At 67.0% G+C, this 18019-nt stretch carries 17 protein-coding genes; 13 read left to right on the plus strand and 4 right to left on the minus strand.

Annotated elements, in window-relative coordinates; all coding sequences use genetic code 11:
* Positions 1-47 precede the first annotated feature (47 nt).
* A complete protein-coding gene (locus BLS11_RS07650; protein ID WP_092535479.1) occupies positions 48-728 on the minus strand; it encodes an O-methyltransferase in 681 nt (226 codons plus the stop codon).
* Positions 729-908: 180 nt separating this feature from the next.
* Here BLS11_RS07650 and BLS11_RS07655 point away from each other — a divergent pair, with 180 nt between their 5' ends.
* From BLS11_RS07655 to BLS11_RS07695, 9 genes are all read left to right on the plus strand, one after another.
* Positions 909-2588, plus strand: a complete 1680-nt coding sequence (locus BLS11_RS07655; RefSeq protein WP_092535482.1) for an acyl-CoA mutase large subunit family protein — start codon at positions 909-911, stop codon at positions 2586-2588.
* A 209-nt stretch (positions 2589-2797) separates the two neighbouring features.
* Positions 2798-3106, plus strand: a complete 309-nt coding sequence (locus tag BLS11_RS07660) for a hypothetical protein (protein WP_092535485.1) — start codon at positions 2798-2800, stop codon at positions 3104-3106.
* An 87-nt stretch (positions 3107-3193) separates the two neighbouring features.
* Positions 3194-3577: a methylmalonyl-CoA epimerase gene (gene mce, locus BLS11_RS07665; RefSeq protein ID WP_092535488.1), complete on the plus strand. Its 384-nt coding sequence runs from the start codon at positions 3194-3196 to the stop codon at positions 3575-3577.
* Positions 3578-3659: 82 nt separating this feature from the next.
* Positions 3660-5366, plus strand: coding sequence for an o-succinylbenzoate--CoA ligase (menE, locus tag BLS11_RS07670; protein WP_092535491.1), 1707 nt, complete (start codon positions 3660-3662; stop codon positions 5364-5366).
* Between the two features lie 68 nt (positions 5367-5434).
* Entirely contained in the window at positions 5435-7096 is a 1662-nt protein-coding gene (locus BLS11_RS07675) for a long-chain fatty acid--CoA ligase (RefSeq protein ID WP_092535494.1), read from the plus strand.
* Positions 7097-7224: 128 nt separating this feature from the next.
* Positions 7225-8373, plus strand: coding sequence for an acyl-CoA dehydrogenase family protein (locus BLS11_RS07680; RefSeq protein WP_092535497.1), 1149 nt, complete (start codon positions 7225-7227; stop codon positions 8371-8373).
* 111 nt (positions 8374-8484) lie between these two features.
* Positions 8485-9291: an N-acyl homoserine lactonase family protein gene (locus BLS11_RS07685; protein ID WP_092535500.1), complete on the plus strand. Its 807-nt coding sequence runs from the start codon at positions 8485-8487 to the stop codon at positions 9289-9291.
* A gap of 303 nt (positions 9292-9594) precedes the next feature.
* A complete protein-coding gene (locus tag BLS11_RS07690) occupies positions 9595-9795 on the plus strand; it encodes a DUF7835 family putative zinc beta-ribbon protein (protein WP_092535503.1) in 201 nt (66 codons plus the stop codon).
* A gap of 124 nt (positions 9796-9919) precedes the next feature.
* Entirely contained in the window at positions 9920-10327 is a 408-nt protein-coding gene (locus BLS11_RS07695; RefSeq protein WP_092535506.1) for a response regulator transcription factor, read from the plus strand.
* Positions 10328-10333: 6 nt separating this feature from the next.
* Here the strand turns inward: BLS11_RS07695 and BLS11_RS07700 are convergent, their stop codons facing one another.
* On the minus strand, positions 10334-12109 hold the full coding sequence (locus tag BLS11_RS07700) for a bacterio-opsin activator domain-containing protein (RefSeq protein WP_092535509.1): 1776 nt from the start codon (positions 12107-12109) through the stop codon (positions 10334-10336).
* A 165-nt stretch (positions 12110-12274) separates the two neighbouring features.
* Positions 12275-14620 (minus strand): PAS domain-containing protein, encoded by a 2346-nt coding sequence (locus BLS11_RS07705; protein WP_092537201.1) that lies wholly within the window; start codon positions 14618-14620, stop codon positions 12275-12277.
* A gap of 221 nt (positions 14621-14841) precedes the next feature.
* Here BLS11_RS07705 and BLS11_RS19360 point away from each other — a divergent pair, with 221 nt between their 5' ends.
* From BLS11_RS19360 to BLS11_RS07715, 3 genes are all read left to right on the plus strand, one after another.
* Complete coding sequence (locus BLS11_RS19360; protein WP_175454408.1) at positions 14842-15000, plus strand: DUF7563 family protein; 159 nt, start codon at positions 14842-14844, stop codon at positions 14998-15000.
* Positions 15001-15163: 163 nt separating this feature from the next.
* Positions 15164-15433, plus strand: coding sequence for a UPF0058 family protein (locus BLS11_RS07710; protein WP_092535512.1), 270 nt, complete (start codon positions 15164-15166; stop codon positions 15431-15433).
* 107 nt (positions 15434-15540) lie between these two features.
* A complete protein-coding gene (locus BLS11_RS07715; RefSeq protein ID WP_092535515.1) occupies positions 15541-17304 on the plus strand; it encodes a MutS-related protein in 1764 nt (587 codons plus the stop codon).
* A 34-nt stretch (positions 17305-17338) separates the two neighbouring features.
* On the opposite strand, the gene BLS11_RS07720 is transcribed toward BLS11_RS07715, so the two are convergent.
* On the minus strand, positions 17339-17575 hold the full coding sequence (locus tag BLS11_RS07720) for a DUF7511 domain-containing protein (RefSeq protein ID WP_092535518.1): 237 nt from the start codon (positions 17573-17575) through the stop codon (positions 17339-17341).
* Between the two features lie 230 nt (positions 17576-17805).
* On the opposite strand from BLS11_RS07720, the gene BLS11_RS07725 reads away from it, so the two are divergent.
* Positions 17806-18012 carry a DUF7576 family protein gene (locus tag BLS11_RS07725; protein ID WP_092535521.1) on the plus strand — a complete coding sequence of 69 codons (207 nt, stop codon included), beginning with the start codon at positions 17806-17808 and terminating at the stop codon, positions 18010-18012.
* Positions 18013-18019: the final 7 nt, after the last annotated feature.

Here is an 18019-nt window from a genome sequence, read left to right on the forward strand (position 1 = left end):
GTCGGTCGATGGACGGCGTCGGGGTCCGACTGACGCCCGCGCTCGGTTCAGGCATCGGCGGCGGTCCGACCGGCGCGGACGCTGACGGCCAGTCCGCTACCGACCGGCAGCAGGACCGTCTCGTACTCCGGGTCGGCCCGCACGGCGTCGAGGTACGACGCGATGCCCTTCGTCTGTTCGTCGGGGGCGTCGAGCGATTCGCCTTCGAGGTACCGGGCGAGCGCCGCCGCGTCCGCCGGGCCGTGCGTCACGTTGTCTGCGACGACGACGCCGCCGCGGGAGACTTTCGACCGCACGGCCCGAAACGCCTCCGCGTACCGCGACTTCTGGTGGTCCACGAGGACGGCGTCGAACGGGCCGTCGTACTCCTCGATGGCCGAGAGCGCGTCGCCCTCGCGGAACTCCGTCCGGTCGGACAGGCCCGCGCGTTCGAAGAAATCCCGGGCCATGTCGAGTTCGTCTGTGTCGTGTTCGGTGAGGACGAACTGCGCGTCCGACGCGGCCCCCTTCGAGAACCAGTAGGCGGAGTAGCCGAATCCGGACCCGAACTCGAACACGTGCGCGGCGTCGGTGAGGCGCGCGAGGAGTCTGAGCACTCCGCCCGCCTCCCGCCCGACGATGGGGAAGCCGTGCTCGTCGGCGTAGGCGGCCATCTCAGCGTGTATCTCGTCGTGTTCCGGAGCCAACCCCCGGACGAGCCTCCGAATCGTCTCGGCGTCGTCGCTCATGGCTGACGCGTTCGACGGGCGGCAACGTAAGCGTACGGTCGGTCCGAGCGACGGTTCGACTCCGACCACTGTCCCCTCGGAGAAAGTGTCTCTCGTCTCACCGGAAACCCGGTGTGGTGCGGCCCCTCCGTCGGGACGCCCGTCGCACATCGTTAAGGCGACTGACCCACATATTCGACCATGTTCGACCCGGACGAGTTAGAGCGAATCCGCGACGCCAAAGCGGAGTGGGAGGAGGAGACGCTCTCGCCGACGCTGAGTCGGTTCGGGGAACGCGAGGAGGAGTTCACCACCGACACGCGGGGGCAGTCGGTGAAGCGACTGTACACGCCCGAGGACGTGGCGGACCACGACTACCTCGCCGACGAGGGGTTCCCCGGGGAGGAACCGTACACCCGCGGCGTCTACCCGACGATGCACCGCGGCCGCCTGTGGACGATGCGGCAGTACGCCGGATTCGGAACCGCAGAAGAGACGAACGAGCGGTACCACTACCTCATCGACAACGGGCAGACCGGCCTCTCGGTGGCGTTCGACCTGCCGACGCAGATGGGCTACGACTCCGACGCCGAAATGGCCGCCGGCGAGGTGGGGAAGTCCGGCGTCGCCATCGACTCCCTGCGCGACATGGAGACGCTGTTCGACGGCATCCCCTTGGACGAGGTGTCCACCTCGATGACCATCAACGCGCCCGCGTCGGTGCTGTTGGCGATGTACGTCGCCGTCGGCGACCAACAGGGCGTCCCCCGCGAGGAACTGCGCGGGACCGTCCAGAACGACATCATGAAGGAGTACATCGCGCGGAACCTCTACATCTACCCGCCCGAGGAGTCGATGCGCATCATCACCGACGTCTTCGAGTTCTGCGCGGCGGAGACGCCGAAGTTCAACACCATCTCCATCTCGGGGTACCACATCCGCGAGGCGGGTTCGACGGCGGCCCAAGAGGTGGCGTTCACCCTGGCGAACGGCATCGAGTACGTGCAGGCGGCCCTCGACGCCGGACAGGACGTAGACGAGTTCGCCCCCCAACTCTCCTTTTTCTTCAACGCGCACAACAACGTCTTCGAGGAGGTGGCGAAGTTCCGCGCCGCCCGGCGCATGTGGGCGAAGATAATGGAGGATAGGTTCGGCGCGGAGAACCCCAAATCGAAGCAACTGAAGTTCCACACCCAGACCGGCGGGTCGACGCTGACGGCCCAGCAGGTGGAGAACAACGTCGTCCGCGTCGCCTATCAGGCGATGGCGGCCGTCCTCGGCGGGACCCAGAGCCTCCACACAAACGGGAAGGACGAGGCCCTGTCGCTTCCGACGGAGAAGAGCGTGCGAACCGCGCTCCGAACCCAGCAGATTCTCGCCCACGAGTCCGGCGTCGCGGACACCATCGACCCCCTCGCGGGGAGTTACTACGTCGAGTCGCTCACCGACGAGGTGGAGGCGGAGGCGTTCGACATCATCGAAGAGATAGACGACCGCGGCGGCATGCTGGAGGCGGTGAAGTCCCAGTGGGTCCAACGGCAGATACAGGACGTAGCGTACGAACGGCAACGCGAGATAGAGGAGGGCGAGCGAATCATCGTCGGCGTCAACGAGTTCCGCACGGACGAGGACCCCGACGCCGACGTCCAAGAGGTAGACGAGGAGGACGAGGCCCGACAACTCGACAGACTCGACGAGGTGCGGGCCGAACGCGACGACGAGGCTGTGGACGCGACGCTCGAAGCCCTCCGGACGGCGGCGAACGGCGACGACAACCTCGTCCCCTACATCGTCGAGGCGGTGAAGGCGTACGCCACCGTCGGCGAGATATCGAACGTCCTCCGCGAGGTGTTCGGCGAGTACCACCCGAGCCACGCGTGATATCGACTCCCGCACCACCGAAACGATGATCGTCTGACACCTCGTCGATAGGGTACGATGTCCCTCCGCCCGTTCTGACCGCGCGCACCCGACTCGGGTCCGTCTCCGCCGCTTTCGCGGCGATGCGGACTCGCCGTGCGCCGGTTTCCGTCCCGCGACGCGTAGCGTCGCCGCCGTCCAGTAGTCGAACGACCCCTCGCCAGAGACAGATGTCACGACCCGACACGGATTCGTCGTATCGCCCCCGAACGCTCGTCCCCGCCCGAGTCCTCCGCCCGTCGGACCCTTCGTCGTCCGCCGCGAAGGCGGGGTTCGTCGTCTCCGTCGCCGCCGTCGTCGTCGCCGTCGCCGCCGCCTCGTTCCCCCTCGCGGCCGTCGCAGTCGTCGCGGCGTACGCCCTCGTTCGCGCCGTCGTCGGTGCCGTCCGGCGGCGTTCCCGGCGTACCGCGGACGGCACGACGGTGAACGTCCCCGGCGTCGCAGTCGAGGTGACCGTCGCGCGGACGGACGGCGAGTAGTCCGCCGTCCGGCGGGGTACGCCGTCCGGACGTTCATTCGTCGCCGGAATAGAATTATGCGTGCCGCCGCCGTTAGGACGGATACCCATGGAACTGGACCACGTCGGCGTCGCCGCCGCCGACGCCTCGGGGTTGGCGGCGATGTTCGGAGAACTGTTCGACGCGCCCGTCGTTCACGAGGAGGAGTTCGACGGGATGTCGGTGCTGTTTCTCGACCTCGGCGGGAGCTACTTCGAACTGCTCGAACCGCACGAGGACGGGGCGATAGGGCAGTACCTCGACAAGCACGGGCCTGGAATCCACCACGTAGCGGTCCGGACGGACGACGTTTCGGACGCACTCGGGAAAGCCCGGGAGGTGGGGGTAGAGCTCATAGACGAGGAACCGCGGCAGGGGGCGTGGGGGCACGAAGTGGCGTTCCTCCACCCGAACTCGACGGGCGGCGTCCTCGTCGAGTTCGTCTCGCACTGACCGCCGTGGGCGCGCGGTTCGCCGACGACGCGACGACTCGCAGACGGTACTATATTTACCTCCCGACGAGAGTAGCGGACGAATGCGCGACTGGCTCTCTCACCGGGTCCGAGCGTCGCCGGACGCGACGGCCCTGATACTCGCTTCGACGGGGGAATCGTGGACCTTCGCGGAGCTCGATTCGATGGTCGAGGAGACGGCGGCCCGCCTCGCCGCACTCGGCGTCGAGTCGGGCGACCACCTCGGCGTCGTCATGGAGACGCGAGTCGCATACGTCCGATTGCTTCACGCCGCGATGCGCCTCGGGGTGACGCTGGTGCCGATGGGCGACGGGCTGACGGCGGGCGAACTCCGGTCGCAGGCGGAGACGGCGGACGTCACCGCCGTCGTCTGCGGGTCGGCCACGGAGGGCCGGGCCGTCGAGGCGGCGGGAGAGGCGCCGGTCGTCAGCGTGGACCCGCCCGCGACGGACGAGGTCAGCGCCCTCGAAGACGCCTCGCCCGAGAGCTTCGAACCCGCGTCGTGGGAACTCGACGACGCGCAACTGCTGCTTTTCACCTCCGGGACGACGGGCGACCCGAAGGCCGTCACCCTCACGACTTTGAATCTGCTTTCGAGCGCCGTCGCCTCGGCGTTCCGACTCGGATTCGACCCGGCCGACAGGTGGTTGGTGGCGCTTTCGCTGCACCACATGGGCGGCATCGCGCCCGTGCTTCGGATGCCGCTCTACGGGATGACCGTCGTCCTCAGACCGGAGTTTCGGGCCGGACCGACGGCCGACGACATCGAACGCCACGAGGTGACCGCCGTCTCTCTGGTCCCGACGATGCTCCGCCGGATGTTGGAGAAGCGCGGAACGCTCTCGGAGTCGCTCAGGGTCGTCCTCCTCGGCGGCGCGCCCGCGTCGGCGGAGTTGATAGAGCGGTGTCGGAACTACTCCGTCCCCGTCTACCCGACGTACGGGATGACAGAAACCGCCTCCCAGATAGCCACGGCGCGCCCGAAGGAGGCGTTCCGGAACGTCGGAACCGTGGGTCGGCCCCTCTACTGGACGGACCTCACCGTCGTAGACGAGTCGGGCGCCCCCGTCGAACGCGGCGAGACGGGCGAACTCGTCGTCTCGGGGCCGACGGTCACGCCGGGGTACTACGGCGACGAGGCGGCGACGACCGAGGCGTTCTGCGAGTACGGCCTGAAGACGGGCGACGCGGGCTACCTCGACGCCGAGGGGCGACTGTACGTGCTCAACCGGGTGGACGACCGAATCATCACCGGCGGCGAGAACGTCGAACCCGGCGAGGTGGTCGACGTCCTCCGCTCGCACCCCGACGTTCGCGACGCCGCCGTCGTCGGCGTCCCCGACCCCGAGTGGGGCGAACGCGTCGGCGCACTCGTCGTCCGCGACTCCGAGGAACTGACGCGGGACGGCGTAGAGGAGTACGCCCGCGAACGACTCGCGGGGTTCAAACTGCCCCGAATCGTCGCGTTCGCCGACGAACTACCCCGAACCGTCTCGGGGACGGTGAAGCGCGACGCCGTCCGCGAACGACTCGAAGCGGTCGCGGAGGACGAAGACGAAGAGACGGACGAACCGGACGACGAAACGGCGAACGGAGAATCGGAGGACGAAGACGAAGCGCCAGAGGGCGACGAATCGGACGACGAACCGACGGACGAATCCGACGACGGAGACGAGGAATCCGACGACGGAGACGAGGATTATGAAGTACGGGACGAGGAGTCCGACGACTCACCGGACGGCGACGCGCCCGCGGACGCGACGGAGTGAGGCCGCGGCGGCGCGGCCGCCGTAAACCACACAAACGATAATTAATGATGCCGCCGTTGGTGTGAGGTATGCCCGGAGCAACCGACCAGACGTTGCGGCCGTTCCTGTGGCGCGCGAGCAAACTGTTCCCCGACCGAGAAGTCGTCTCGCGGACGCACGACGGCGTCGAACGGTACACGTACTCGGAGTACGAGGGCCGCGTCGGTCAGTTGGCGAACGCCCTCGAGGCGGCGGGCGTCGAACGCGGCGACCGGGTAGGGACGTTCTGCTGGAACCACCACCGACACTTCGAGACGTACTTCGGCGTCCCGTCGATGGGCGCGCAACTCCACACCATCAACCCTCTTCTGCCCGACCACCACGTCCAGTACATCGTCGAGAACGCGGCGGACGCGGTGATTTTCGTCGACCCCTCCTTGGTCGAGAAGTTAGCGGGGGCGTACGACGAGGAGGCGTTCGCCTCCGTCGAACGGTACGTCGTGATGGGCGAGGAGGTTCCGGAGACGTCGCTGTCGCCGGTGACGGACTACGAGTCGTTCCTCGCGGAGGAGGACGACGAGTACGACTGGCCCGACCTGCCGGAGGAGCAACCCGCGGGGATGTGTTACACCTCGGGGACGACGGGGAAACCGAAGGGCGTCGAGTACACCCAACAGATGCTGTGGTCGCACACGATGGCCACCCTCCCGGAGTCCGGACTCGACATCCGGTCTTCGGACGTGGTGATGCCCGTCGTGCCGATGTTCCACGTCAACGCGTGGGGTCTGCCCTTCTCGGCCACCGCCGCGGGCGCAAAGCACGTCTACCCCGGGCCGTCGCCGTCGCCCGAGGACCTCGCGAACCTCATCGAGGAGGAGGGCGTCACCCTCACCGCGGGCGTCCCGACGGTGTGGTTGGGACTGCTGGACTACCTGGACGAGAACGACGCGGACGTCTCCTCGTTGGACCGAATCGTCATCGGCGGGGCGGCGGCCCCCCGGTCGGTCATCCGGCGGTTCGACGAGGAGTACGACGTGGACGTGGTCCACTCGTGGGGGATGACGGAGATGGCACCTATCGGCACCGTCGCGCACCTCAAACCCGGCATGGAGTCGTGGGACGAAGCGGAACGGTACGAGAAACGGGCGAAGCAGGGCCTCCTCGCCGCCGGGCTGGAGATGCGCGTCGTCGACGACGACGGCGAGGAGGTTCCGTGGGACGGCGAGGCGTTCGGCGAACTGTGGGTCCGCGGCCCGTGGGTGACGACGGAGTACTACGAACGCCCGGAGGCCAACGAGGAGGAGTTCGAGGGGAACTGGCTGAAGACGGGCGACGTGGTGACCGTAGACGAGGAAGGGTACGTCCAGATAGTGGACCGCGCGAAGGACGTGATCAAGTCCGGCGGCGAGTGGATATCGAGCGTCGAACTGGAGAACGCCCTCATGGCCCATGACGACGTCGCGGAGGCTACCGTCGTCGGCGTCCCGCACGAACGCTGGCAGGAACGACCCGTCGCGTTCGTCGTCCCCAAGGAGGGAATCGACCGCGAGGCCCTCCAGTCCGACCTCACGGAGATGGTCGAAGCCGACTTCCCGAAGTGGTGGGTGCCCGACGAAGTGATGTTCATAGAGGAGGTTCCGAAGACGGCCACGGGCAAGTTCGACAAGAAGGTGCTCCGGGACCGGTACGACGACGAGTCGATAGTGGCCGGGAAGTCGCCCGACGACGCCGCGCCCGCCTCGAACGACTGACAGTCACCGTCGCGCTACTCTCCGGAGAGCGCGACTGTCGTGGCGTTTCCCGCCGAACAAACGGTAAACTCGTTTTGCGGTTTTCGCAGTTCCATGGATTATTTTACGTTAGGAATCCACTCTCGGCCATGGAACTTCTCGACGACACCGTCGTTCCGGAACACGCCCGAGACGTGAAACAGGAGGCGCGAGAGTTCGCGGAGGAGCACATCGCGCCGAACGCGCAGGAGTACTTCGACTCGGCGGAGTACCCCTGGGACATTCTGGAGGCGGGGATGGACGCCGGCTTGGTCGCCCAAGACATCGGCGAGGAGTACGGCGGACGCGGGTTCGACCTCCAGCAGATTCTCGCCATCAACGAGGAGTTCTACCGCGCCGACGCCGGTATCGCCCTGACCCTGATGCTCGCGTCGTTCGGATGCGAGATAGTCGAACAGTACGGCACCGAGGACCAGAAGGAGGAGTACCTCCGCCCCGTGGCCGAGAACGACCAGATTTCGGGGCTGGCCGTCTCCGAACCGCAGACGGGGTCGGACATGGCCGGGATGACGACGAAAGCCGAGAAGACCGACGAGGGGTACGTCCTCAACGGCGAGAAGTACTGGGTCGGAAACGCCGTCGAAGCCGACTGGCTCACCGTCTACGCGAAGACGGGCGAGGGCGAGGACCGCTACTCCAACTACTCGATGTTCATCGTCCCGACGGACGCCGAGGGCTACGAGGCAGAACACATCCCCGAGAAGATGGGCATGCGCGCCTCCAAGCAGGGACACATCGTCTTCGACGACTGCGTGGTGCCCGAGGAGAACCTCATCGGCACGGAGGGCGGCGGGTTCTACATGCTCGCGGAGTTCTTCAACCACGGGCGCGTCGTCGTCGGCGGCCACGGACTCGGACTCGCCGCGGCGGCCATAGAGGCGACGTACGAGTTCGTCCACGACAGGGAGGCGTTCGGGCGCAACATCGCCGACTTCCAAGCGACCCAACACACCCTCGCGGAGATGCGCATGGAGTTCGAAGCCGCGCGCGCACTCAACTGGCGCGCCGCCGAGAAAGTCCAGAACGGCGAGGACGCCGGGTTCTGGGCGGCGGCCTGTAAGACCAAATCCACCGAGACGGCGACGGACTGTTCCGAACGCGGGATGCAACTCCACGGCGGCCGCTCCATCCTCTCGGAACGCCGCATCGCCCGCGTCTTCCGCGACGCTCGCATCCCGGTCATCTACGAGGGCGCAAACGAGATTCAGCGCAACCTCATCTACCGGCAGTGGACCTGAGGGCGGCCTGAACTCGCGTCTCCGTTCCCTTTTCGACTCGCACCGTCCTCCGGAGCGTCCGCTACCGTCTCGCCGACCAACAGTTATCCCTCGGGCAACCGAACCGCCGCCATGGTCGACGCGAGCATCAGACTCCTCGACAGGGGGCGAGTCGTCGCCGACGCGGGGTTCGTCCTCGACGGGCACACGATGGGCACCGCGGCGAACCCGAACCCCGACCACGAGATGCGGGAGTTCGTCGTCTGGAGCGCGGTGATAGACCACCCCGAGGGGACGTACCTCTGGGACACGGGGTCGCACCCGGACGCCGGGGACGGGTACTGGCCCGACCCGTTGTACGCGACGTTCCAACACGTCGACGCCGACGAACACCCCTTGGAGGACGATTTGGCGGCGGCGGGCTACTCCCCATCCGACGTCGACGCCGTGGTGACGAGTCACCTCCATCTCGACCACGCGGGCGGCCTCGCGGCGTTCGAGGGGACGGACGTGCCGGTGTACGTCCACGAGGACGAACTGAAGTACGCCTACTACTCCGCGAAGACGGACGAGGGCTCCATCGCCTACCTCGCCGACGACTTCGACCGGGACCTGAACTGGCGCGTCGTCCACCGGCACCGCCGCACCCTCGCGGAGGATTTCGAGTTGCTCCACCTGCCGGGGCACACCCCCGGCGTGATGGGCGCGCGAATCGACCTGCCGGAGGAGACGGTCCTCGTCGCGGGCGACGAGTGCTACGTAGACGAGAACTACGCCGGGGAGGTTCCCCTCGGGCCCGGCCTGCTTTGGTCCGAACGCGACTGGTTCGAGAGCCTTCGAACGCTGAAAGAGATAGCGCGCCGCACCGGCGCGGACGTACTGTACGGCCACGACAAGCACCGGTTCGAGTCGTTCGGCGACGGCTGGAATCTGTCGTGAGTCCCGGAGTGAACGACGGACGGGGGCGAGACGTCCGAACGCCCCGCCCCCGAACTCCGTCGCCGCGTCGCACGAAGCACGCGACTCGTTTTGGGCGAACGCCGTCGACCCCCGCCGAGGACGCCAGATTCGACGGCGGAGTACCTGCGGTCCGACGTGGAGTACGAAGGCGACGACGAGGGCGTCCAGACGCCTCCATCGTAGTAAGTTTTCGCGTCCTTCAGGCGTCTCTACTCGTTCCCTAACGGCTTAGGCTGTCCATCTATCCTCCGAAGGCTTGTATACTGTAGTGAGGTATCAATCATGTCCAAAAGCAAATCGGGCCTCACCGAACTGACCGAGTACTGCGACCGGTGTGACGCCCACACTCCCCACGAAGTCTCGATCACCCTCAAGACCGAGAGCTCGAAGCAGGTCAACCAAGAGTTCTCGCGGGAGCCTTACCGGGCGACGAAGTGCGTCCACTGCGGTGAAGAGACGCTGCAGCGGATGAACGACGCCTGACAACTCGATGGACGTTTCCGGGCTATCAGGTCGAACCGATTCCCCCGACTCCGACCGCGACTGAACCTCCCATCTGCGACCCCGATTCGGTGACCGTCGCTTCCGCGACGGAGACTCCGCACGGATGACCGACTCCCCCGACGGCACGCCGACGGACGAACGAACTGTTCTCGTTGCGGACGACGAGGCCGCACTCACCGACAGCCTCGCCGTTTGGCTATCCGACGAGTACGCGGTCCGAACAGCGTACTCGGGCCGCGAAGCGATCGACGCCTACGACTCGACGGTCGACGCCGTCGTTCTCGACCGTCGGATGCCCGGTCTCTCGGGCGAACAGGTGTTCGAACGACTGCGCGACCGACCGGGCGATACGCGAGTCGCGTTACTCACGGCGACCGACCCCGACTTTTCCCGCGAGGACGGCGACGCTCCCCAGTTCGACGAGTATCTCACGAAACCGGCGACGAAAGAGGAGGTACTGGCGGCGGTCGAACGACTCCTCGAACGGTCGTCGCCGTCCCGTTCGGGGTGAGTGCGGTCAGTCGCTCCGCGCGCGTTCGTCGCCCGCGTCGGGACTCGTCTCGTCGAAGAACGTCTCTATCAGTTTTCGCTCGCCCGAGCGCAGGTGCTCGTGGAACGTCGGCGCGGAGATGTCGAGCGACGCCGCCACCTCTTCGGCGGTGCTCCCCCGGGGCCACTCGAAGTAGCCCGAGACGAACGCCGTCTCCAACACGTCCCGCTGGCGGTCGGTGAGTTTGTTCTCCAGTTCGTGGCGGAACGCGTCCGTCGATTGGACCGAGCGCTCGACCTCTCGCTTGGCGACGACGCTGATTTCGGAGAACGAGCGCTGAACGGCGTCGATGAGCGCTCTGAGGTCGGCGTCGGGCGCGACGGTGGCGACGACGGTACCGTGGCCGTCGGTGACCGACAGCGTGTTCACGTCCGCCCCGAACGAGACGAACGTCACGAGCACCGCCGAGTCGGTTATCTCCCACTCGAACAGCGTCTCGGAACCGTTCTGCGTGACGATGCGGGCGCGTTCGACCGCCGGGTGCTTCGTCGCCTCCTCCAACAGCGACTCGCTGTCGACGCCGTCGGCGGCGACGTAGCAGGCGACGCTGTCGTTCGACTCCGGGGCGAACCCTTTCAGGGTGAGCGTCCCGCCGAGTCGCCGCGTCAGTTCGACGAACAGGTCGTCGTCGTCGTCGTGTTCGAACTCCAGTTCGACCGCCGTGTCGCCGTAGAGGAGTCGCTTCGACTCGGCGGCGTTGATGCCGTTGCCGATGCTCCGCCCGAGTTGTTCGAACACCTCGACGTGTTCCTCGAAGAACTCCGAGGGGCCGTCGGCGTAGACGACCAGCGCACCGTACGTCGTATCGCGGTACAGGACGGGGACGACGATGGCGGCGACGGGAGTCTCGGGGGCGTGCTCGGACGGGAACGCCGCCTCGCGGTGCTCGTCCGTGATTCGCTCGACGACCCTGACCGTCTTCGACTCGACGGCGTCGCGCACGAGGGGGCGCACCGTCTCGGAGAGGTCGCTCAGTCGGGCGGCGTCCACGCCGGCGGCGGCCCGGGAACTCACGTCGTCCATCGCTCGGTTGTAGCGGGCTATCCACGCGCCCCGATAGGACTCCTCGTCGGCCACGGAGAGACAGACCGTCTCCTCTATCTCCTCGCGCGTCGTCGCGTCGACTATCGCTCGGTCCACCTGCCGCAACAGGTCGTTGACGTGGTGGAGGTGGTCGAGCTGTCGCTGGCGGAGCGCTATCTCGTCCGCGCGTTCGTCCCGGAGCGACTCGACGTGCGCGCGGAGCGATTCGAGCGTCTTTGGGTCCCGCAGTTCGTCGGCGTCCCGGCTCTCCAGTACCGTCTCGGTGGACTCCAACGCGAAGAACCGCTGGACCTCGTCTTCGAAGTTCGACCGGACGAGCAGTTCCTCGACCGTCTCTCGGACGTCCGTCTTGGTGACGGGCTTGACGAGGTAGTCGTCGAACTGCATGTCGACGATGTCGGTGTCGGGTTCGACGGCGGTCATCATCGCGATGCGGCAGTCTAACCCGCGCTCCTCGATGGATTCGAGGACGTCGTCGCCGGAGACGGTCGGCATGCGCCTGTCGAGGAGGACGACGTCCACGGTTTCGTCCGCCGCGTCGAGGGCCTCCTGTCCGCCGTACGCGACGCGAACATCGTAGTCGTCGCGTAGCCAGTACTCGCACGTGTCCGCCAAGTCTTCGTCGTCGTCAACGACGAGAACGACCGGCGTCGCCGATTGGTCTTCGCTCTCCGGACTCGGCGAACGCTTGGTGGACATCAGATACAGTAGCCACTCCCCCTACGAGTAAATATCTGGCCATAAATCGAACAGAGTTTATCGGCTGACTGTCTGTCTCCCGTGAGAGAACGTCGCCGCCGACCCGCGAGTTTTCGAGCGTCGTAAACGGGACGTACGGGCGCCAGATTGGCGCTCAGCGACGGTTCAGGCTGTCGGGAGCGACACCGTAAACACCGCGCCTTCGGGGTCGTTGTCCCCGACGGTGATGGTGCCGCCGTAACAGTCTATCAGTTCTTTCACGAGGAAGAGACCGAACCCGCCGCCGGGCGTCGAGAGTTCTTCGACGCTCTTGTCGACGATTCGCTCCTTGGCCTCGTCCGAAACGCCCGGGCCGTTGTCGGCGACGCGAACTTCGACGTACTCCTCGCCGGGGGCGACCGACACCGTCACCCGAGGTTCGTCTTTATCGTTGTGCTGGACGGCGTTCGTCAGGAGGTGTTCGAACACCGTCGAGAGGAGTTCGTCGGCCATCACCTCCACCTCGGGGATGGGACCGTCGGTGGCGACGGTGGCGCGGTCGTACTCGTCGTCTATCGCCTCCAGTTCGTGTGCGAGCGTCGAGCCGAGTTCGACCGGTTCGAGGTTGTGCGACTCCTGTCCGACCGCCCGCGTGAACGACCGCATCGTCTCTACGAGGTCCGCCATCTCCTCGACCCGGTCGCGGAGCGTTTCGAGGTGCGTCTGGCCGTCTTCGGGGACGAAGTCGCCGAGGATGTCGGCCCGCGCGCTCACGACGTTCAGCCCGTTGAGGAGGTTGTGCCTGAGGACGCGGTTGACGAACTCGATTCGCTCGCGTTCGCGCCGCAGTTCGTGTTCCCGCCGCTTTCGCTCCGTGATGTCGCGCCCTTCGAGGACGAGAAGCACCACCTCGCCCGTCTCGTCGGTCACTGGCGTGATGGAGACGTCGACGGTCGCCTCGTTTTCGCTGTCCGGCGCGCCCGCGTTCGTCTCGAACCGGACGAACTCGCCGGCGGCGGCCCACCTGATGGCGTCGCGCAGTCCGGCCACCTCGTCGTCTCCCCCCCACCACGGAACCTCCCAGAAGGGGTGGCCGATGAGGTCGTCGCGGTCCGTCGCGGCGAACTGCACCGCCGCGTCGTTCACCTTGACGACGGTTCCGTCGGGTTCCAACAGGCCCATGAACTGGAACGTCTTGTTGAACACCGCCTCCAGACGGCGTTCGCGGCGCTTCCGGTCGGTCATGTCGCGGACGACTTTGATGTACCCGCGGAGGTTCCCCTCCTCGTCGGTCAGCGCCGTGATGGCGACGGACGCCCAGAACCGCGACCCGTCCTTCCGGACGCGCCACCCCTCGTGGTTGGCCTGCCCCTCCTCGGCGGCGCGTTCGAGCAGTTCCGCCGGGAGGTCCTCCTCCCTGTACTCTTCGGGGTAGAACGTCGAGAAGTGCCGACCGAGTATCTCGTGTTCCTCGTAGCCCTTTATCTCCTCGGCGCCGCGGTTCCAACTCGCGACGTGGCCCTCGGCGTCCAGACGGAAGATGGCGTACTCCTCTACGTCCTTCACCAACGCGGAGAACTCCTCGCGGCGGCGGCGCAGTTCGCGTTCGCGCTCCCGCCGTTCCACCGTGTGGACGGCGTGAGCCACGGTGTCCGCCAGCCTGTCTAACGGTCCGGCGTCGTCGCGCGGTTCGGCGAACGCGTTCTCGCGTCCGGCGTACAGGCCGAGGATGCCGTACGTCCGGTCGTCGTACCGCAACGGGAGGCAGGCACAGGAGCGGTACCCGCGTTCGAGTGCGGCCTCGCGCCACGGTTCGAACTCCGGGTCCGTCTCGATGCTGTGCGACACCTGCACCTCGCCGGTGGTCGCCGCGCGCCCCGCCGGGCCCCGCCCCGTCTCGGAGTCGTCGGCGGTGATGGTCACCTCGTCGAGGTAGCCGTCCTCGTGTCCGGCCCACGCCGAGGGGATGAGTTCCTCGCCCGACCCCTCGAAGCGCCCGGCCCACGCGAACCGAAGCGACGTCGTCTCGACGAGGCGGCTACACACCATCTGCTCGATGTGGGTCCGAGATACCGCCTCCTCCGTCGCGTTGCTGACGTCGGCGACGACGTGGGTGAACGTCTCGAGCAGGTCGAGTCGGTCGCGTTGGACCTCTATCCGCCGCTCCCGTTCGCGTTGCGCCGTCACGTCCCGGAAGTAGACGGTAAGTCCCGTCTCGGAGGGGAACGCGTTCACCTCGAACCACGTCTCGAGGGGGGCGTAGTACTCGGTGAACGTCACCTCCTCCATCTCCCGTAGCGCGCGTTCGTACTGTCGCTGGAACTCCGTCCCCGTCGCGCCGGGGAACTCCTCCCAGACGACCGACCCGAGGAGGTCGGACTCGTCGCGTTCGAGCAACCGCTGGGCCTTCTCGTTCAGGTAGGTGAACCGAAACTCCGAGTCGAGGGCGAAGACGGCGTCCGACACTCGGTCGAGGTGTTCACGGACGTCCGTATCGAGGCGTCTCTCCGGGTCGTTTCGAGAATCTTCCATGGTTCTTCGGCGGCGACGTTCGCACGCACCGTCGTCCATCGAAAGACGAGGGCAGAGGCATTTACCGCTTTCCCCGCATCCGACGAGAGCCCTAACGACGTAGGCATCCGACTTACCGGAAACTCCGCCGTCGATACGAACGAGTATGTTCGTCAGATCGACCCCCGACGACGCACTGGTCGTACGAGCGACGGTTACGACGCTTCGGGAGGTGCCTCACCGTGCCTGAGTGCCAGAACTGCGGGTCGTTCGTGACGCAGAACTACGTCAGGGTGTTCGCGCCGCAGGACAACGACGACCCGCGCGTCTGTCCCCACTGCGAGGACATGATGCGCGACGGGTCGGACGTCCGCGAGGCGCGGTCCAAGCGGGTGACGTAACGGACGACGACGACGCGCGGACCTCCCGCCGCGCCGAACTGTTCTTCCCCCTTTCGTTGCGCGCAACCTCCCCCCTATTGTAACGATCTCGGAGCCCCAAATTTCGCGTCTGATTGCACGAAGCGGGCATCTTACCTGTGTTGAGCACGTACGTGTACATCCGATGAAGAAGAACGAACTGGTCCACTATCACGCCCTGCTCAGGGAGATATCCACGGACTTCGCGGACCGGGGCATCGTCACGCGCGACGACTTCGACGAGTACAGGCGACTCGACGTGTCGCCGGTGGCGCTTCGAGCGTCGCGCGACGACCACGAGGAGGCGGTCCTGCTGCTGGCCGAGGTTCTCTCTCGCGCCGCGGAGCGGTCCACCGACGAGGCGACTCCGGGCACCGAGTCGTCCGCCGACGAGCGTCCCGTTCCCTCCTGGTGAGGCCTCTTCTCCGCCGTTTCGGCCGGGTAGTGGCGACGCCGTCCATCGCGCGACCAGTTCCGCCGCGGACGGGCAACCTACAAGACCCGGCCCGAGTAGTTCTGGATATGCGACTTGAGGACTACTGGGGGGTCGGTCCGAAGACGAGCGAACGCCTCGCGGAGACGCTGGGCGTCGAACGGGCCGTCGAAGCGATAGAGGAGTCCGACATCCGCGCGCTCTCGGAGGCGGGCATCCCGCGCGGGCGGGCCGTCCGCATCCTCCGCCGAGCGAACGGCGCGGCGGGGATGGAGGCTCTCGGAACGCGCGACGCGCGCGACGTCTACGACGACCTGTTGACGCTCGCGAGTCAGTACGCCGTCACCGAACACGCGGCGGACCGCATCCGCGTCACGACGCCGTTGGAGGACGAGGACGCTCGGGAGGACCGCCTCGACAGGGTTCTCGCCGCCCGAGACGCGTGGGCGTCGCTCGACGACGACGCCCGAGAGGCCGTCCTCGACGCCTTCGCGGAGTACGACGAGGCGGGGGGGACCGACCGCGCCGCCGTCGAAACGGCGCTGACGCTCCGCGAAGCGGGTCTCCGCGGGCGGACGTTCGACACCCTCGACGGCGTAGACGACGATGCGCTCCGCGACGCCGCGGGCGCACTCGGGTACGTGAACGAAGACGGCACCGTCGCCGAGGGGGCCGACGAGGAACTCGACCGCCTGCGGGAGACGCTGGCGTCCGTCGAATCGCTGGAGAGCGGTGCCTTGGACGTGCTCGAATCCGTCCGCGCCCGCGGCGTCCAGAGCCTCGACGAGTTCCGGTCGGCGTTCGTCGAGTACGTCGCACAGGAGACGGAACTCCGCCGAGGACGAATCGAGTCCGCCGCCGCCGAGGACGCCTACGACGAGGCGGACTTCGCCAGCGCGTCGCTGCGAACGCTGGTCGAAGAACTCGAAGCCGACGTGGCGGAACGCGAGGCCGACGTCGCCGCCGACCTGCGGGAGGACGTGGAGTCGGCCCGCGAGGACGTGGACGCGGCGGTGGAAGCCGTCTCCGACATCGCTTTCGAGCTCTCCTTGGGTCGGTTCGCCGTCGAACACGACTTACACCGCCCGAAACTCGTCGAGGACGGCCTCGCCGTCGCCGGGGCGCGCAACCTCGCGCTCTCGGGCGACGTGCAGTCGGTCACCTACGGCGTCGGGACGCACGGACTCGCCGACGACGCCGGCGGCGCGGACGACGCGCCGCGTCCGCCGTCGGGCGACCGGGTGACCGTCCTCACCGGGGCGAACAGCGGCGGGAAGACGACGCTCTTGGAGACGCTCTGTCAGGTGACGCTGCTCGCGATGATGGGGATGCCCGTCCCCGCCGAACGCGCCGAAGTCGGTTCGTTCGACAGCGTGGTGTTCCACCGCCGGCACGCCAGCTTCAACGCGGGCGTCCTCGAATCGACGCTGAAGTCCATCGTCCCGCCCCTCTCCTCGGAGGACCGCACGCTCATGCTCGTAGACGAGTTCGAGGCCATCACGGAGCCGGGACGGGCCGCCGACCTGCTCAACGGACTGGTGGACCTCACGGTCGAACAGGACGCACTCGGCGTCTACGTCACCCACCTCGCCGACGACTTAGACCCGCTCCCGCCTGAGGCCCGCATCGACGGCATCTTCGCGGAGGGGTTGACCGAGGACCTCGCCCTCCGCGTCGACTACCAACCGCGGTTCGGCACCGTCGGCAAGTCCACGCCGGAGTTCATCGTCTCCCGCCTCGTCGCCAACTCCCGAGACAGGGCGGAACGCCGCGGCTTCGAGGCGCTGGCGGCCGCCGTCGGCGAGGAGGCTGTCCAGCGAACGCTCTCGGACGCGGAGTGGACGGAGTCCTGACGGCGCGAGAAAACGAGCGAACGTCCGCGGACGCTCAGCGGTACTCTTCGAGGCCGACGAACGCGTCTTGGTTCGCCGTCAACCACGACTGCATCCGGTCGCGACAACTCTCTCGCCGGGGGTACAGCGTACATCGGTCCGGGCGGCCGTCGTACCTGACGACGACGCTGTGGAGGGCGAAATCTCGCCCGTCGATTGCTCGGTCGCCGACGGCTTCGTCGGCTGACCGCGATTCGGGCGTCCAAGTTGAGTCTGCGGATGAGTCGGACATCACGGGGGTCCTCGTTCGTACCTCCGCCACGGAGAGTACATAACCTCTGCTAAGTCAACTCTATAGACACCACCACGGTTATCGAGACGACCGAAGCCGTCCGGAACGTCCCCAAACCGCGACACCGGGCCGCCTCGGGTTCCGGCGGATCCGTGCCGAACGCCGGGAGAGAGGCAAGTACCGCCGCCTGAGACGGAGTGAAGTGGCCCCGAACGTACTCCCCGAGAGCGATGGTGGACCCTACCTCGGACCTCGGCGAAGGCGTAGACGAGAGTGACGCACACGAGTGTGCGAACTGCGGCGAGACGATACTGCAGTCGCCGACCCATCGGGTCGTGACGTGGGTCGAAGACGGCGAGGCGCGACACCGACACTTCTGCTCCGAGGAGTGCCGGGCGGCCTACGACGCCGAGTCGGACGACCCGGCCGACGAGTAGGGGCGAC

The organism is Halopelagius longus, assembly GCF_900100875.1.
GTDB classification, from domain to species: Archaea; Halobacteriota; Halobacteria; order Halobacteriales; family Haloferacaceae; genus Halopelagius; species Halopelagius longus.

Coding starts and splice junctions, on each gene's coding strand:
- BLS11_RS07650 (WP_092535479.1), bottom strand. CDS start 728: ATGAGCGACGACGCCGAGACGATTCGGAGGCTCGTCCGGGGGTTGGCT.
- BLS11_RS07655 (WP_092535482.1), top strand. CDS start 909: ATGTTCGACCCGGACGAGTTAGAGCGAATCCGCGACGCCAAAGCGGAG.
- BLS11_RS07660 (WP_092535485.1), top strand. CDS start 2,798: ATGTCACGACCCGACACGGATTCGTCGTATCGCCCCCGAACGCTCGTC.
- mce (WP_092535488.1), top strand. CDS start 3,194: ATGGAACTGGACCACGTCGGCGTCGCCGCCGCCGACGCCTCGGGGTTG.
- menE (WP_092535491.1), top strand. CDS start 3,660: ATGCGCGACTGGCTCTCTCACCGGGTCCGAGCGTCGCCGGACGCGACG.
- BLS11_RS07675 (WP_092535494.1), top strand. CDS start 5,435: ATGCCCGGAGCAACCGACCAGACGTTGCGGCCGTTCCTGTGGCGCGCG.
- BLS11_RS07680 (WP_092535497.1), top strand. CDS start 7,225: ATGGAACTTCTCGACGACACCGTCGTTCCGGAACACGCCCGAGACGTG.
- BLS11_RS07685 (WP_092535500.1), top strand. CDS start 8,485: ATGGTCGACGCGAGCATCAGACTCCTCGACAGGGGGCGAGTCGTCGCC.
- BLS11_RS07690 (WP_092535503.1), top strand. CDS start 9,595: ATGTCCAAAAGCAAATCGGGCCTCACCGAACTGACCGAGTACTGCGAC.
- BLS11_RS07695 (WP_092535506.1), top strand. CDS start 9,920: ATGACCGACTCCCCCGACGGCACGCCGACGGACGAACGAACTGTTCTC.
- BLS11_RS07700 (WP_092535509.1), bottom strand. CDS start 12,109: ATGTCCACCAAGCGTTCGCCGAGTCCGGAGAGCGAAGACCAATCGGCG.
- BLS11_RS07705 (WP_092537201.1), bottom strand. CDS start 14,620: ATGGAAGATTCTCGAAACGACCCGGAGAGACGCCTCGATACGGACGTC.
- BLS11_RS07710 (WP_092535512.1), top strand. CDS start 15,164: ATGAAGAAGAACGAACTGGTCCACTATCACGCCCTGCTCAGGGAGATA.
- BLS11_RS07715 (WP_092535515.1), top strand. CDS start 15,541: ATGCGACTTGAGGACTACTGGGGGGTCGGTCCGAAGACGAGCGAACGC.
- BLS11_RS07720 (WP_092535518.1), bottom strand. CDS start 17,575: ATGTCCGACTCATCCGCAGACTCAACTTGGACGCCCGAATCGCGGTCA.
- BLS11_RS07725 (WP_092535521.1), top strand. CDS start 17,806: ATGGTGGACCCTACCTCGGACCTCGGCGAAGGCGTAGACGAGAGTGAC.